The sequence below is a fragment of the Modicisalibacter sp. 'Wilcox' genome (assembly GCF_010993675.1).
Classification (GTDB): domain Bacteria; phylum Pseudomonadota; class Gammaproteobacteria; order Pseudomonadales; family Halomonadaceae; genus Modicisalibacter; species Modicisalibacter tunisiensis.
The window spans coordinates 1-15,338 of the sequence record NZ_WNXF01000025.1 but is presented as its reverse complement, the minus strand read 5'-3'; the positions used below and the strand labels follow the sequence as shown (position 1 = coordinate 15,338).

Here is a 15,338-nt window from a genome sequence, read left to right as displayed (position 1 = left end):
AGAGGTGGCGATAGCAGTGAGTCATAGCAACACCGTACCTGATGGGTCACGTGTTGCACTTGGTCATTGAGACCGCCCAACCTTTGCTATTTCTCGAACCAAGTGCCATGCTGCCCTTCCTTATATACGGTGGCAAGACCCGCCTGGAGTAACTCATCCCCCAGGCTCTCCCCATCGACCCGCACTTCAGCCAGCACCCGAAAGAAGCTCCCGCGATCCAGATGTTCGAGCGTGATCTCGTCAGAGCCACGAAGCCTGGCAACGGTGAACTGCTTTGCCTGACGCGCCAGGTGCTTTTCGTGCTGCTTGCCGGCTTCGGTAGGGCAGCGTGACCGAAGCTCGGGCGTATAGACGCCCAGGATGCGCACGGGAATGCGCTCACCCACGATCGGCGGCCAGCCGGCAATGTTGGCCCGGAACGTGTCGCCGTCATAGATGTTGGTCACCTCGGCCACCCGGGCGGATCCATAGTCGTCCGCCAGGGCAAGGCAGGGAAGAACGGTCAGAACCACCATCGCCATTCGCTTCATGACGTCCTCCTGATGAGACGCCAGATACCGTATCCCGAAACCGGCTGGTCCCGCGAGGGGCTAGCAGAAGTAGAAGGCAACACCATAGGACGCTAGCGTTCTATGACGCCAGCGTTTTAGAGCGCCGAAGCCCTGGCCAGCATCATGACGGTATCGCCACGGCGCAGCCGTGAACCCCTGCCCTACATCCCCGTGATAGAAGCCCAGGCTGACCAGCCTCTCCGATGGTCAAGCTCTGCAGAGCGACTTCCGCAAGATCGGGAGAGACATGGAGAAGGCAATAACCAGCCACCCCCAACAACCTGACAAAACCCAACGCTGAACCCTTCCAGGGCTACGCCCCTTAGTAGTACGGATGGACCTGTTATCACCCTATGAGGGCTGCCAGTCGTCCAGCCAGATGCCCTGCTCCCGGACGATCTCGCGCGCTTCCTGAAGGTACTTGATCAGGGTGTCGCGGCGCTGAAAGCTCCTGCGCGTCAGGTCTCGACAGAGGGCTACCCTCTCCCCTTCGTCGTTGTAGACGGCGATCCCCAGGCGATTGCCGTAGTCCTCGAAATCCACGACCCGGTCAGCGGGGCGCATCGCCTCTTCCGCCAACTGACGCGCTTCCTGATCATTCAGTCGCTCACGCATCGCTCGCCTCCAGATTCATCGCGTGTTGCCGTTGTTGCCTGCTGTTGCCGTTTGTTGCCTTGCCTCTGCAACGCGAGGCCCTCGCAACGCCCAGGGCTACCAGATAGATTGTTCAGCATCATCGCATAGAAGCCCCGGCGTGATGCCATCACGGGCCAGGCAGCAAAGAGAAACGATCATGCGCAAGGGATGGATAGCAGTCACCGCGGTCGTGGCGTTCGGCGCCGGCGTGCTCGCCCCGATCGAGCCGTTCAAGGCTGAGGCCACCAGTTACGAGGATTGCCTTCTCGATCACCTCACGCCCGGGATATCAGGCGGGGCGGTTCGCCTGATCCGGCAGGCCTGCGGGAAGAAGTTCGACGCGGCACCCAAGGTGCCCAGGGCCAGCAGCAGCCACGGGACGGCACCTGCCTCATGGATGGGGATCATCACCCGGCCGGAGTTTCAGAGCGCGAGCGCAGAGCAACGGGCCCGCATCCGTGACGAATACTTCACCCGCGTGGTTCGCCCCTCCATCCCCGAGGAGCAGCTCACCGAAGTGCGCGAGGCGTTTCGCAGGCGCACCCAGTCGGATATCGACGGCTGATTGAGCATCGGGGCAAGACTTTCTCCCAGAACCGGGAGAAAGTCCTGGCGGCTGCCCCGCCACGGAGCACCACCTCTACCTGATAATCCAGATTTGGGTTATCAGGAAATTCAGTGGGTTGGCCTGCCCCTCCAAAGCAGGTTATCGGTATAACATTTTGATTCCAGGGCCGCATTTTTTTGAGCATCCATCTTGAAGCCCTTCCCGGGCTCCATGGTGTGCGATACGCAGACCTGGCTTCGATAGCCTTCTGGATTTCAACATTCTTCAACAGGCGTTACCCCTGGGAGTATGCCGTCCTCTCGCTGTACCCGGCCCGTGTGGCGTTTCAGGCGACTCGCCAAGTCAAGCCCAGCTTGCGGCTTTACCGCTCAAATGGCCGTCCCCCTAAACAGGGGGAGCGGACCGAAGCGGCCACGTCGCCGCCTCTGTCCCGGTAACGCAATTTTGCGTTATCAGGGAAATCAGGACCTTGTGAAGCAAAGCCAGGATTCGGGCTTCGGGAATACAGGGCCAAGTCCCAAGCCAAGGATCCGTGGTTTGGAACCGCCAAAGTGCAGATCTACACTCCGGACCAATCTAGTCGAGCCCACTCGGCCCATCTTGGGCCGAGTGAGTCGGCTCACCTTGGGCCGACTTGGCTCATCCCGTCTCGCGTAGCAGGGTATTGTAGCGCTCGTTGAAGCGATCGATGCGCTGCTTCATCTGCTCATCGAGGCGGTCGGTCCGAGCCTTCTTCTCCCGGTCGTCCAACGAGGTGCTCGCGCGGATGCGATCCTTGGCCTTGCGCATCGCCTGCAGAGTCTTGGCGGTGCTCTTGGCCATCAGGAACAAGCGGATCTCGTTCCGGTGCTCGGCACGGAACTTGGCCCCGCCCTCGCCGTGCCGATTGGTGGCCTCTTCGTAGACCTGTCCCAGCCGATCGCGCCGCTCGTAGAAAGTCTCCTGATCGGTGTAGGGGCTGACATCGCCCATGAACCGGCCGGCGAAGGGAACGCGGTACCGCTTGACCTCCTCGCCCTCGACCTTCCGCTTCACGTAGTCGGCGCTCTTCTCGACGAAGCCCCAGGCGCCGCCACCGTAGAAGTTGACCAGGTGCTGGAGGACATCAGGGCTCACGTCGATCTTGCCGCTGCGGTACTCGCTGCCGCCGCTGACCTCGTTGAGGAACTGGGCGATTTGCTGGTAAGCCTCCGGCGTGCCGCGAAAGCTCAGCGAGCTCTGCGGCTTGGGCGTCCCGGTCCGGAAGTTCTTCTTGTAGATGCTTCGCCCGGCGAAGTCCTCGTTGATGCCTATATGGGTGATCGAGCGCGCGAGCGTCGGCGTCAGGTTCTTCAACATCAGGTTCACGGCGTCGTCGGAGTCCTCGAAACCGATCGGCGAGAAGCTGCCCACCACGGCGAGGGCCAGGTTCTTGGCCGCCTCGACCGGCTGCTCCGCCCCCTGGGCGACCGCCTCAGCATGGGTGCCCGCGACGGCGAACGCGTTGTAGCCGTAGGGCAACGGCAGCTTGACGTAGTCGCCCGGCTCCCCGGTGGCCCAGCCCGTCATCAGGATCAGGTTTCGCTCCTTCTCGTGATCGGGGATCTTGTCGTAGAACAGCACACCGTCATCGTCCTCTTCCGACAGCCACCGGTTGAGCATGCCCAGGACGAAGGCGCCGGCCGTCATGCCGACGGCCAGCTTCTGGGCCCGGTTCAGGCGATTCCAGCCGCGCCCGTTCTCTGCCGACTTGAGACCGGTCATCGTCCGGGCGAAGTTGGCCGTCCCCTGGATGCTGGCATTGGCGAACATGTAGAGAGCGTTCAACGTTGTGCCCACCTCGCCGCGGCGGTTGAAGTTCACGGTCATGTTCTTGGCCAGGCTGGCCGCCTTCGATCTCGACACACCGGCGCGGCGCGCGTTCGTGTAGGCGGAGAGCCGCACCGCGTTCTCCACGGCGCCGTTCATGTTCTCTACGAACTCGCCGGTCTTGTGCTTGAACCGCAGCATCCCGCCCTTCGGCCCCGAAGAGGCCCGGCGCATCAGGGTGGCAATCTCCTTGGCCTGCTCGTGGACGTCCTTCATGTCGAAGTAGCCCGTCTTGGCCCCGTCCTGCTGGAACTCGCGGAACCACCGGTCCCACTCGCGCGCCTTTTCTCCCTTGCCGTTCTTGTTGCTCAGTCCCCGCCAGGCCGCCTTCATCGCCGGCCCGATGTCCTTGAAGGTCTGGGCCACGATCTTCTCGCTGCGGATCTTCCCGTCGTCCCGGGACTGCTCTGCAGACAGATTGAGCAGGGCCGTCTGGATATCGCGGGCGAAGTTGGTGGTCATGAATTCCGGGTTGAAGCTCGTCACCAGCGAGGCGAGGGTCCGCGTCGCCGGGCCGATGAACCGGGCAATCAGGTTCCCAGTCTCGGGGCCGACGTTGCGCATGGTGTTCATCAGGCGCTCGTCGTGGATCTTGATGTAGTAGTTCCGCCCGGCGCGCTTGGTCTTGAAGTAGCGGTTGTCGCCGGCCATGTTCACGGGCCGCTCCTGCGCCTCGATGCGGGTCTTGCCGGTCTCCGGATCCTTGACCCTGACTTCCGTGCGCCGGGTGTCGGGATGGTCGTCGGTGAATACCTCCCAGAGCTGCCGATTCGGGTGGTCGGTGATCAGCGAGAGCAGCGCGTTGCCGACCTCGTTCTTGCGCCGGCGGATCATCGACTCGGTCGCATCGACGATGACCTGGGAGGACGGGGAGTCCGCCCGCGACTTCCGCCCCAGGGCAGCGCGTGATTCACGCCCGCCGATCTCGAACCCGCGCCCGGTACGGGGGCGCCCCGGTTCGTTGGCAGCCAGGCCCTTCAGGGGCACATAGAACTGGTAGGCCGCCTCCCAGGCATCGACCACATCGCTATCTTCCAGCCCGGCATCACGAATCGCATCGCGGCGCAGGCGCGTCATCTCGTAGACCAGGTTGGCCAGGCGATCGTAGTCCGCCTGCTTGCCCGAGGACGCGACCCGCTCGATGATCTCGGCTGCCTCGGCATTGGTCATGCCAGAGCCGCCGTCGGCCATGTCGGGGTTGTCCGGGTTTCGCTCGGCCACCACCGCGTTCCGTTCAGGGGCATGGCGGGCATAGAGATACTCATCGAGCTGCTGCTGGCTGATGCCGGTCTTGGCCAGGCCTTCGGCGAGCGGCTCGACATAGCCTTCGCGCAGCCGGCGGAGGTCGTACTCGACCTTGCCGTGGTAGAGCTCCTCGGCGAGGTAGGCGTCGGCTTCCTCCTCGATCTCGCGGCCTGAGGCCTTGATGGCCTGCTGAAGTTGCTTGAGCGGGCGCATCTTGTCGGCAAACTTCCGCAGGGCCGCGTCTGTCAGCTTCTCGTCCGGCAAGCCGAAATTGGTGCTGTCGTGATCGCCATAGGCGCCCACGGGGCTTGTCGCCGGGTTGCCCGACAGGCCGTAACGCGGTGAGTCACCCGGTTCCTGGGAGGTCAATTCCTCGCCGGCGCCGCGGCGTAGCCAGCCCCGCGACCGGTCGATCAGGTCCAGCACGTCGTCAGCGTTCCACTTCACGCTGGGGAAGACGCGACGCAGCATGTCCCGGATCCGGGAAATCGCCCGCTTCCAGAGCGCGGGGCGCTGGTCGATCGACACTTCCTCGGCATAGTGGGCCACCAGCTCTTCGGCATAGGCCCGCCGCCCTTCCGGGGTATCGAGATCGAGGTGGCTGTACAGCTCACGCACCCGATCGACAATCCGCTGGTTGCTCGGGTCCTTCTCGATATCGCGTCGCAGCTGGGCCATGGTCGGCTCGATTCTGCGTCCCAGCACACCGCGCATGCCCTGATGACCCACGGCCTCGTGTACCGCGGTGCGCACGGCCTCTTCCACGCTGTCATGGTTGCCGGCGATGACGTAGAGCTGGCCGTTGTCGTACATGCCGCGAACCTGCTGCGGATTGATCCCGCGCAGGGCCATGCCGAAGATCAGGTGATCGGGGAGATCGCGCGGGCTCTCGATCACATTGACGCCCTGAAACTCATTGAGCCCGGAGAGCGCACTGGTGACCTCGCCAGCACTCGGCGAGGGACTGGCGGATTCCTCCTCCCCAATGGAGAGCATCGGCGCCTGGCTCGACTGCCCGGCCTCGGGATCACCCGGCTGCTCGGAAGACGCCTCCTCGTCTCCCTTGCGGCCCTTCTCGTAGGCCGCGGCCAGTTCCTTGTCCTTGACGCCTGCCTTCGCCTGGATGGTTTCGGCCTCCTCCTCTGCCGGCTCGCTGAAATACTCCTCGTAGGCATCGAGCACCGCCTCCGGCTTGTTGCCGGCCCCCTCGAAGCGATCATAGGGAGTATCCGGGTGCTGCTCCCCCTGGCGTTCGAAATATCCCAGCAGCGCGTCGCCGGGCAGGGTGTTGGGCGGCTCGAAGCGGGAGGCGCTGTCAGGCTGACCTTCGCCGTCGGCTGCGTCGGGAGCTTCAGGCGTCGTGCTGGAGGCCGGTTCTCCTCCTTGGTCGCGCCGACTGCTGGTCTGCCCCTGAGGCTCGCTGTCTACCCGCTCGGCCACCGGCCCATTGCCTGAGGCTGCCTTCAGCTCGGCAGAGCTGAGCGTGGTGGAGCTGCCGCGAACCGTGCTGGTCACCCGAACGCTGCCGTCCTTCTGGATTCGACCCACGCGGTAGGTCTCGCCACCACGGGCATAACCGACATCGGTGGTCAGGCGAATGGTGTCGCCTTGCCGGGCCCCGCCGAGCCTCTCGATCGTGCGCGCCTGGCCGCGGCCTGTTTCATTGCGCGCGGACTCCTGGCTGATGCGGGGCTTGGCGGGTGACGCATACGCTTGCGCCTCGCGCGGCGACTCGGCACGGCCGATCTCGACGCCCCATCCACCATCCACCTCGACCGCGCGCACCGGCTTCCCGGCACGCTGAGCCTGACGGTACGGGCCGCTGATCTCGGCGGAGCGCTGGGTGGCGAACGGCGTTCCGTTGCTCTTCATGCGGATGTCGGGGGCGGATTGCGCGGCGGTTTCCTCCTGCGCCGCTCGGGGGCTGCTGACCTGCTGGGTTGAAGTATCGGGCCGTACAGCGAAGCCGCCATCGACCGCAACCACGGCGGGGGTTTCACCGCGGCGTCGCGCACTCTGGAAGGCACCGCTGACCATGGCATGACGCTCGGTCGGGAACGGCTGGCCATTGCTGCGATACTGCAAAGCCGGTTCGGGTGCGCTTACCGTAAACACAGGCCCGTCGTCGGCAACCCACTTCTCTTCACCATCGACGTTCTCGATGCGAGCCGTCGGGTTCCTCTCGACACGGTAGCCGCGCGCGGCGAGGCGATCGTAGACCCGAGCCGCCGGAAGGGTAACCTCGACGTCGGAGGTCAGCTTGCGCCCCTGCTGCGTGGCGCGATCGGCAAGGTCGGCATAGGCGTCCGTGGCTCGACCGGCGCCCTGATAATCCTGCTGGACCCCGGCATTACGAATCGTCATGCGTCCGCCGGCCACGTCACCGATGATTCTGCCGACCTCGCCATCAGCCGCAGACTGGCCGAGTTCGCTATTCCAGCGTGGCGCGGAAGCATCGCGCATGACGTACCGGAAACCGCTGGAATCCTGCTCATAGACCGGCCCGCTCTCAGGCTTTGCTGATGACTCGCTGGCCTGCGCTTCAGACTGCTGGAGATCCAACGTCGGCTCGATACGCCTCTGCGCCGGTAGCGCCTCTTCGCCGCGCGCCTCTGGCTGGGCGGCGGCCCGGCGATCCATCGCCGCCCGGATGATGTCCGCCCGCCCCAGAAGGCGACGCGCCTGGTCGAAGTCGCGTTTGTCGAACGCCGACTCCGCTCGCCTCAGGATGCCCCGCATGTTGCGAAGCCGGACCTGTGCCTCTCGATCGCTGATCCCCAGCCCTTCCAGGCGATCCGCATTGTCCGTGGCATCCTGAAGCCGGCCTTCCAACTCGACACGCTGACGCGGCTCGACAACCGCCTGTTCCGCACGAGACGTCTCGTCAGCCATCTGCTCGGCCCTTAGTCCCGCGCTGGCCTGTTGGAGCGCATCACCACCAGAGCCCGCTGCCTGCCGCTGGGCAGTTCCGATCGCCCGGCCCCGGGTCGCCTGCTGACGCTGCCTCATTGTCTGCTGAGAGGGGGCGGCAGCCGTAGTCCCGTCGATCAGCGCGGTAGCCTCGGCGAATCGGCGAGACGCCACATCAAGCTTATCGCGCACCGCCTGGGCGGCGCCCTCGCCCTCCCCGTTCGTGCGGGCCAGCGTCTCCATCTCGTGGGCCTGGGAGACGTCCTCGCTGGCCTGGTCGAGCAGCGCGACCGCTTCATCCTGCCCCTGGGCCTCGGCACGGGATCGCAACTGCTTGAACCCGTCACCGAAGGTCAGCGAATCGCGGCGCCGCCGGTCCTCCGACGAGAGTTCCGACCGCGGCGTCCGGATCAGATCGCCAGCGCGGCGGGCAGCGTCTGGCTCGGTCCGGGCATCGGCCAATGGCTCGGACTCGCTCGTTTGCTGGGCCTGCTGCTCCCATGCGCGCTTCCAGTCAGCGCGGGAGACGTTGGCATTCTCGAACACCAGCGGATCAGGGTTGGCATCCGGGCCCTGGGTGACGGGCTGGTCGGCTTCCTGCGGGTCCGCGGGCCTCTCCTGGGTCCGGGGCTCTGCCCTGGAGCTGAGATGGCCACCGGCGGCACCGGCGCTGCCGGCACCGACACCGAACATCGAGCCCAGCGCGAAATCGGCGAACGTCCCCTCGGTGAGATCTTGGTTACCCTGAGTGGCGTCATTCGAGCTGGCCCGAGCGCTGATCGTTTCGGCCGCTTCCTGGGCGCCCTCGCCGGCACCTTCCAGGCCGACGCTCTTGAACATCCTTCCCGCCAGGCCGCCCGTGATCTGCCGCTGGAGAGGCCCCAGGACATAGTGCGTCAGGTAGCCGCCGGCAGCACCCAGCGGCGCCCCGCCCATGAACGCGGCACCGCCGGCCGTCGCCGCGGTCTGCCGCTTCGCCTCCTCGGGGCTGAGCCCGCCCTCCTTCAGATCCCGGTAGAGTCCGGACGACGCCGAGAGCTGCTCGTCGTCCATGCCCATAATGCGGGACTCGGCATCGTTGGCCTGGGAGCCGCCGGCCTGGAGGCCGCCCATCAGCGTCATGCCTGTGGCCACGCGCTCCGGCGTGCCGGCCAGCAGCATCGCAGCCTGCGGGGCGTACTGCCCCACCAGCCCGGCCAGTTGCCCGGCATAGCCGGCAACGCTGGGGTTGTCACCGAACTTCCAGGAGCCCGGGTCGAAGACGTCACCACTCGGTGTGCTGTCCCGCATCGCCTGGCGGAAGGCCTGGGTCTGCTTCGCATCGATCTGCTGGGCACCCTTGCGCATCCATCCTTCGAAGGCCTGGAAAGCATCGCTGGGGGCCATGTCGCCCAGCGCCTGATCGCCGGCATCGATGGCATCGCCCAGCCCGAGGGCCCGCAGTCCGCGCTCGACGTAGCCGCTCGTGGTTCGCAGGAAGTCACCAAGGCCGCCACCCGCCGAGGCCAGGGCGGAGACGCCGCCCTCCAGGGCCTCGCGGCCGTAGTCGGATGCGGTGATCTCGCCAGCCTTCTCGGTATCGCCTCCCTGAGTCTCCGGCTTCTGCGGCTCCGCCCCGGTCTTCCCGAAGACGTCCTGCTCGGTCGCATTCATGAAGCGATCGAGCCCAGCTGCCAGCTGATCGGCAGGAAGCCGGTTTCGGACATGCTGGTCGAAGAATTCGCCGCGCAACCGCTGACGCTTCTCCGCATCAGCATTCTGGAAATCTTCACTATCCCGGACGGCTGACCATGTCGCGGCGCCGCCGCGTCCGGCGTCAGCGGGTTGCGAATCATTGGCCGGCACACCCGACACATCGGGCTGGGTCGCTTCGAGAAACTTGTCGCGGACCTCACCCACCAGGTTGTCGGGCGTTCGGGGTGCCACGACCTGGTCGAAGAAGGCGCTGCGGATCTGATCGCGAGTCTTGGGGTCGGCGCTCTGGAATTCACGCCGGGAGGTGATCGATTTCCAAGTGGGGGTAGCTGTCTGCTGATCGTTGGCGGCGTTCACACGCGGCTCCTCGTTTTATCTGGCTACTGAAGGACGCTGTTCAGGATGTCATCCACGCTCGGGTTGCTCCCGAGACCACTGCCCGGGTCCGACAACCTCCCGCGGCCGGTGGAGCTCATAGAGCGCGTCTCAGCCTGGTTTCGAAGCTTCTGCAACCGACTCAGGTCATCCAGGTAGCTCTGCTTCTGCTCCTCGGAGAGGCCGACCCAAGCATCACCGCTTCGCAGGTCCTGAATGGTGCTGATGCGGTCCTGCAGATAATCGAGCTTGTCCTGTCCCATGCCCGTCTTGGACGTGGCCAGGTCGTAGCCGGACTGGATATCCGGGGCGATCCCCTGATTCACCAGCCACTGTGCTTCGCGCATGGAGGCCGTGGGCTGGGCATTGCGGTTCAGGCCGCGCTGGGTCAGGGCCTCGCGATCCAGCTGGTTCTCCTTGCGCTTGAACTTCTCCGTGGAGAGACGTTCGCTCGTCGTGAACTGCTGCTGGTCGTCCAGCTTGGCCATGTCGCTCTGGTGGCGAACCTTCTCCAGAGCCGCCGATCGCTTCAGCTCCAGATCCCCTTGGGCATTGTTCTGAATCGCCTTCCCGGCACCACTCACGGCGCCGGCCAGCGCAGATGAAAGAAGTCCGGCCATGTCACATTCCTCCCTGCATCGGCTGGCGAGGCATCGGCGCCTCGCGCGCCTCCTGCCCCATCGGTTCGTCCTGCTCCTGGCGGCGCGGCTCCTGCGTCTCGCGCGGCCCGGCCTGCTGCTTGAGTGCTTTCATGGTCTTGATCAGGTCGGCGTAGCGTTGCCGCTGCTCCCGGGTCATCGCGCTGTCGCTGACCAGCTGGCCAAAGCGACCAACCCCTGCCATGAAGGCAGTCTCGATCGCGTCACCGCTCCCCTCCTTCGGCAGCCGTCCCATCTCGACGGCGATCTCCCCCACCGCCTTGGCGAGCTCCATGGCGGCCTGGAACATCACCCCCGGGGGCACCGTCTTGCCCTGGGCGGCGAGCGATTGCTGGATGGTGAGAAGCACTGACGAGATCACCACAGCCATGCGCTGGGTGGCGTTGTCGCCGTGGGACAGCGCCGCATGAACCTGATCGAGTCCCGGACCGTACAGGTAGTTGAGCATGGCCTGGGTCAGATGCTCGTACTGCTGGCGTCCCTGGTCGGGGTGCTGGTCCGTGCGTGGGTCATTCGGCTGGCCCGATTGCGCCTGCGGGGCGGGTGCGGCCTGCTGGGGTCGTGCCGACCGTTGCGGAGCGGGGGCCGCGCCCCGTGAAAGTAGTCCTGGCATGATGCGTCACCTCCCGGTGAGTTATGCGAAGAAGTTCTCGGCGTAACTGGCGTAGTCGTCGATGCTGATCGGGGAATAGCTGACCGAAGGCGTCGCGACAGCAGGCTGATTGACGGCGGTCGCGAGAAGTCCGCGAGGCTGGGAGTTTCCATTGCCGACCGGGGTGCTCGCGGGGGGCCGGGCCTGCCCTCCATTCAGGGCCATATCGCCCATCTGGCCGCCGGTGGCATTGCCGAGTAACCCGCCCACGCGCGCGCCGTTGACCCCGGCCAGTCCGAGGCCGACGTTCGCACCGAAATGCGACAGGCCCGCGCTGGCGATTGTGCCCATGGTGTTGGCTGCTGCCTGTGTACCGATATTGTCGGCCAGGCCAGTATCGAAGCTCGTGTCGTACTGGTCGTTGAGCGCACTGAAGGTGTTGGCAGCTCTTCGGCCGCCTACCACCGAGTCAATGGCCGTGTCGGCTGCCACGCCGAGCGGTCCGGCAAAGCCCAGGGCAACATCCTGCGCGGTGGCAAGCAGGCCGTGGGGCTGCGCGGCGCGCTGGACGCCGCCATAGGCCGCCGAGAGGTTGCCGTTGGCCATGCGGCCGAAGTCCTCGCGGCCGATCATGTTACCCACGTCACCGGGCTGCCGGCCGGTGCGATCGGCGATGGTCTCGACAGCGCTCTCCGCCCGGCTGAGGTTCGCCGACGGGTTGTAGCTCCGCGGCATGCCGGCGTAGGTCTCGAAGCTCGTGCGATCGAGAAAGGATTTCGCCGCCTCATCGGCAACGTCCGCCATATCAGCGATAGAGCCGCTCGTGATGCCCTGGTTCGCCTGGCTGCGCTCGGCATTCAGTTCACGACCAAAACGTCCCCGGTAGCCGGCATCCACTCGGGACATGAAACCGCCCGCCTGCCGGCCGGAGTCCACCGTGCCCGGCTGGGCATAGCCGTTGCTGACCGAACTACCGCTGAAGTGCGTGTGCGTGCGCGTTGCGCCGAATCCGCCGTTGTCCTCCTGCGCGGCGTTCACCGCGCGACCCAGGGCGTTGTCGTTGCCGTAGCCGCCACCGCCGGCGGCGTCGCCCCCATATCCACCGGTACCGCCGGTGGCGCCGTCTGCTGCCGAGTCTGCCCAGCCCATCAGTTACCTCCCGCGATCTGGCCGTTGGTCAGCAGCCCCTTCTTAACGATGCCGATGTGGGAGCCGTAGTTCTCGATCGTGCCTGGGTTGACCATCTGATCGCGACGACGGCGCTCGTACATGCGCTCCTTGAAGGCGCGGTCGTCGGCAGCCTGCTGGTTCTGGAAATACGCGGCACCGACGCCGGCAGCCACGCCGCCGAGGATGTTGGCAGCCTCGGGGTTGTCGTTGATCCAGTTGAAGGCGGACGTCGAAAAGTTGACGGCGGGGGAATACCAGTGGGAAGAGGATGCCACGTTGTTCGCGGCGTTGATGGCAGTGCTGCTGATCGAGCCGGTGTCGCTCGTGCTCAGCATATCGCCAACGCTAGACAACAAACCCATTTTTACCTCCATATCGCCTCACGGCGAGATCTTGAGATGTCATCTCCCGCTACCCGAGGGCAACAGTCGCCTCGGCGCGCAACGATACTTCGCGCATGTTTCGGGAAAGAGGGAGAGCCGTCTTGCTCATTTTTAGGGAAGGGGAATTGCACATTTCGCGTACCTCACGGTAGGCAGTTTAGGATAGGTTTCTACACCATCCAGTATAACAAAAACGGGAACAATCCTGTTCCCGATAGCGAAGATTTTATAGAACGTTTGATGTTAAAAATCATCAATTTAATGAATAATATTAAAACCTCAAGGCCGGCACATCGCGCCCCTCAGGAGAAAAACCCCACGGGGCCACGATAACAATGGTTGGCTACTTAGGGATGCCCTATTCCTCGAACTCTATTCAATAAAATCGAAAGGTTTCTCGGCAAAAAACGGAGCTATCCACCACGCTTTTCCATGTATTCTTCCATGGCTTCGACAAACACCTTTTTCATCTCGCGATCATGAGCGACACAGAAGGTTTTGAAGCGTCGCTTGAATTCCGGATCCACCCTGAAATTACAGGGGACCTCTTCCCCCGCTTCGGGCTTTTCCGTGTTGTTCCCTACCACGCTCGTGGTGTCCGAGAGCTTCGGCGGCGCCCCTTTCGTGCTGGGCTTCTTGCTGGGTGCGGCCATTGAGTATTCTCCTCTGGCGTTCTGGCGTTCTGGCGTTCTGGCGTTCTTAAACGCTAGCGTCACGAAGTGATGGCTTCCAAGCGATCGATGATCGACTGGATCAGGCGGTCCGCCTGGTCGCGCGGCCCCTTGTAGGGCGACTCCACGACGGACAGCCCGTTGTCATGAGCCCGGCGAAACGCTGTCTTCTCGGGAATCTGGCTACCCAGGACGAAATAGGGGGTCGCTGCGAGGTACTCGCGCGCTTCATCCAGCTCACGGGGGCTGTCTCCAGTCTTGCTCAGGGCAAAGGCCAGGCGTTCGGCCGGCACGCCGTGATCACTGACAAGGGAGTTGGCCAGGATGACCTGGGGTTCCAGATCGTCGAGGGAAAGCCCGGTCGGGAGGACGATCAGGTCGGCACGACGGCCGATCTCTGCGGTGGCCTTGGAGGCATGTGGCGCACCGTCCAGGACCATCAGGTCATAGGCGTCTGCGATGCGCAGGGCCTGGGCCACGGTGCCAAAGGTCTCCACGGCGACGACGGGAGTTATCTCGCGCGCGAGACGCCGCTGTAGCCAGGTGAACGAGGTGGACTGGTTGATATCGAGATCGGCGACTTTGACGTTCCAGTCGGCCGCGGCATAGGTGGTTGCGATCGCCCGGGCGATGGTGCTCTTTCCGACACCGCCTTTCTGCGATACCACGCCGATGAGTAAGCCCATGAAAGCATCCGTTGTTGGTGTCTCGTCACGGGTGCCTCACGGCAGGCCAAAGCCAGTATAACGCAAGCGTTTTATGACGCCAGAGAGGAAGAACGCGAGAACGCTAGCGTTCTAAGGCGCTAAGCAACGACACATGGGCCGAAAAGAAGTAACTCAGGCGGGTTCGCTGCCATCAGTAGTATGGACGGACCGTTTATCACCCTCGAACAGGCTTGAGGCAGAAACACCGGGACACTCCTCAGAAGCCCCCAGGGCTACGCCCCTTAGTAGTACGGACGAACCCCTTATCCCGGCTTATTCATGAGGCCGGCCCGAAAACGAAGATAGCGGATGGTATTCTCTTGAAAATTCAGTGTGTTCCGCCAAGAATCTGAACCAAGAGAGCCATCCGCTATGGGTGAAAGCCTATCCACCTGGACGCCCTCATGCAACGGCGCTGTCCGTGTTGAGCTGAGCGGCCAGCGCACTACCAGCGACAGCGGCGCTCTGCTGTTGCGTGAGGCCCTCGACAACAGCGGCGTGATTGAGGCGCTGGAAGACAATCTGGTCGACTTCCGCAACCCGCTACGCATCCGCCACTCGCTGGCCAGCCAGCTGCGTACCCTGGTGCTGCAACGGGCGATGGGCTGGATCGATCTCAGCGATACCGAAACGCTGCGCCGTGACCCGCTTTGGCAGTTGGCCTGCAGCGATGCACGCGGCATGACGCCCCTGGTCCAGGACCGGCCGTCTCAAGCCACGCTGTCGCGGCTGCTGACCTGCCTCGGGCGCTGCGACAATATCGATGCCGTGCACGAAGGCCTGCTGCGACTGGTGATCTGGCGCCTGACCGCGCTGAAGAACGGCGAGCGCCCCAAGCAGCTGACGCTGGACATCGACGGCCTGCCGATCGAGGTCCACGGCCACCAGGGCGGCTCGGCCTATCATGGCCTGTACGGCGCGCGGATCTATTCACCGCTGGTCGCCTCGCTGGCAGAAACCGGCGACATGGTGGGCGGCCTGCTGCGCGAGGGCAACGCCGGCCCGGCCGAGAACGCCGACACCTGGATCCCGCATCTGGTGCGGCGACTCAACGAGAGCACCGGCGCCCAGGTTCGGGTGCGCATCGACGCCGGTTTCACCGACAACGCGACGCTGGAGGCCCTGGAAGAGTGCGACATCGAGTACCTGGGCCGACTGCGCAGTCACTCCGGCCTGCAGAAACTGGCGGCACCGCACCTGAAGCGGCCACCCGGCCGGCCACCCGAGCAGCCTCGCGAGTGGTGCCACGATCTGGAGTATCAAGCGGGCTCTTGGTCGGCACCGCGTCGCGTGGTGCTGGTGGTGCAGGAACGCCCCGATGACCTGCT

11 protein-coding genes are annotated in these 15,338 nt (G+C 64.5%); 2 read left to right on the top strand and 9 right to left on the bottom strand.

The features are described 5' to 3' along the window. Positions 1-86 precede the first annotated feature (86 nt). Both G7A98_RS16135 and G7A98_RS16130 read right to left on the bottom strand, forming a co-directional pair. Positions 87-530 carry a thermonuclease family protein gene (locus tag G7A98_RS16135; RefSeq protein ID WP_163650705.1) on the bottom strand — a complete coding sequence of 148 codons (444 nt, stop codon included), beginning with the start codon at positions 528-530 and terminating at the stop codon, positions 87-89. A 372-nt stretch (positions 531-902) separates the two neighbouring features. Beyond that, positions 903-1,166, bottom strand: coding sequence for a hypothetical protein (locus G7A98_RS16130; RefSeq protein WP_163650704.1), 264 nt, complete (start codon positions 1,164-1,166; stop codon positions 903-905). 178 nt (positions 1,167-1,344) lie between these two features. Between G7A98_RS16130 and G7A98_RS16125 the strand changes: the two genes are divergently transcribed. Beyond that, complete coding sequence (locus G7A98_RS16125; protein WP_163650703.1) at positions 1,345-1,752, top strand: hypothetical protein; 408 nt, start codon at positions 1,345-1,347, stop codon at positions 1,750-1,752. A gap of 642 nt (positions 1,753-2,394) precedes the next feature. On the opposite strand, the gene G7A98_RS16120 is transcribed toward G7A98_RS16125, so the two are convergent. The 7 genes from G7A98_RS16120 to G7A98_RS16090 all read right to left on the bottom strand — a co-directional run bounded on the left by G7A98_RS16120 (position 2,395) and on the right by G7A98_RS16090 (position 13,989). After that, positions 2,395-9,810 carry an LPD38 domain-containing protein gene (locus G7A98_RS16120; RefSeq protein WP_163650702.1) on the bottom strand — a complete coding sequence of 2,472 codons (7,416 nt, stop codon included), beginning with the start codon at positions 9,808-9,810 and terminating at the stop codon, positions 2,395-2,397. A gap of 23 nt (positions 9,811-9,833) precedes the next feature. Beyond that, positions 9,834-10,448 carry a hypothetical protein gene (locus G7A98_RS16115; RefSeq protein ID WP_163650701.1) on the bottom strand — a complete coding sequence of 205 codons (615 nt, stop codon included), beginning with the start codon at positions 10,446-10,448 and terminating at the stop codon, positions 9,834-9,836. Between the two features lies 1 nt (position 10,449). Further along, positions 10,450-11,100, bottom strand: coding sequence for a hypothetical protein (locus tag G7A98_RS16110; protein WP_163650700.1), 651 nt, complete (start codon positions 11,098-11,100; stop codon positions 10,450-10,452). 21 nt (positions 11,101-11,121) lie between these two features. Further along, complete coding sequence (locus tag G7A98_RS16105) at positions 11,122-12,228, bottom strand: hypothetical protein (protein ID WP_163650699.1); 1,107 nt, start codon at positions 12,226-12,228, stop codon at positions 11,122-11,124. Further along, positions 12,228-12,611 carry a hypothetical protein gene (locus tag G7A98_RS16100; RefSeq protein WP_163650698.1) on the bottom strand — a complete coding sequence of 128 codons (384 nt, stop codon included), beginning with the start codon at positions 12,609-12,611 and terminating at the stop codon, positions 12,228-12,230. Before G7A98_RS16100 ends, G7A98_RS16105 begins: the two co-directional genes overlap by 1 nt. 434 nt (positions 12,612-13,045) lie before the next feature. Beyond that, complete coding sequence (locus G7A98_RS16095; protein WP_163650697.1) at positions 13,046-13,285, bottom strand: hypothetical protein; 240 nt, start codon at positions 13,283-13,285, stop codon at positions 13,046-13,048. A gap of 59 nt (positions 13,286-13,344) precedes the next feature. Next, entirely contained in the window at positions 13,345-13,989 is a 645-nt protein-coding gene (locus G7A98_RS16090; RefSeq protein WP_163650696.1) for a ParA family protein, read from the bottom strand. A gap of 354 nt (positions 13,990-14,343) precedes the next feature. Here G7A98_RS16090 and G7A98_RS16085 point away from each other — a divergent pair. Beyond that, the coding region (locus G7A98_RS16085; protein WP_163650695.1) for an IS1380 family transposase at positions 14,344-15,338 on the top strand (995 nt) is incomplete at its 3' end.

Coding starts and splice junctions, on each gene's coding strand:
- G7A98_RS16135 (WP_163650705.1), bottom strand. CDS start 530: ATGAAGCGAATGGCGATGGTGGTTCTGACCGTTCTTCCCTGCCTTGCC.
- G7A98_RS16130 (WP_163650704.1), bottom strand. CDS start 1,166: ATGCGTGAGCGACTGAATGATCAGGAAGCGCGTCAGTTGGCGGAAGAG.
- G7A98_RS16125 (WP_163650703.1), top strand. CDS start 1,345: ATGCGCAAGGGATGGATAGCAGTCACCGCGGTCGTGGCGTTCGGCGCC.
- G7A98_RS16115 (WP_163650701.1), bottom strand. CDS start 10,448: ATGGCCGGACTTCTTTCATCTGCGCTGGCCGGCGCCGTGAGTGGTGCC.
- G7A98_RS16110 (WP_163650700.1), bottom strand. CDS start 11,100: ATGCCAGGACTACTTTCACGGGGCGCGGCCCCCGCTCCGCAACGGTCG.
- G7A98_RS16105 (WP_163650699.1), bottom strand. CDS start 12,228: ATGGGCTGGGCAGACTCGGCAGCAGACGGCGCCACCGGCGGTACCGGT.
- G7A98_RS16100 (WP_163650698.1), bottom strand. CDS start 12,611: ATGGGTTTGTTGTCTAGCGTTGGCGATATGCTGAGCACGAGCGACACC.
- G7A98_RS16095 (WP_163650697.1), bottom strand. CDS start 13,285: ATGGCCGCACCCAGCAAGAAGCCCAGCACGAAAGGGGCGCCGCCGAAG.
- G7A98_RS16090 (WP_163650696.1), bottom strand. CDS start 13,989: ATGGGCTTACTCATCGGCGTGGTATCGCAGAAAGGCGGTGTCGGAAAG.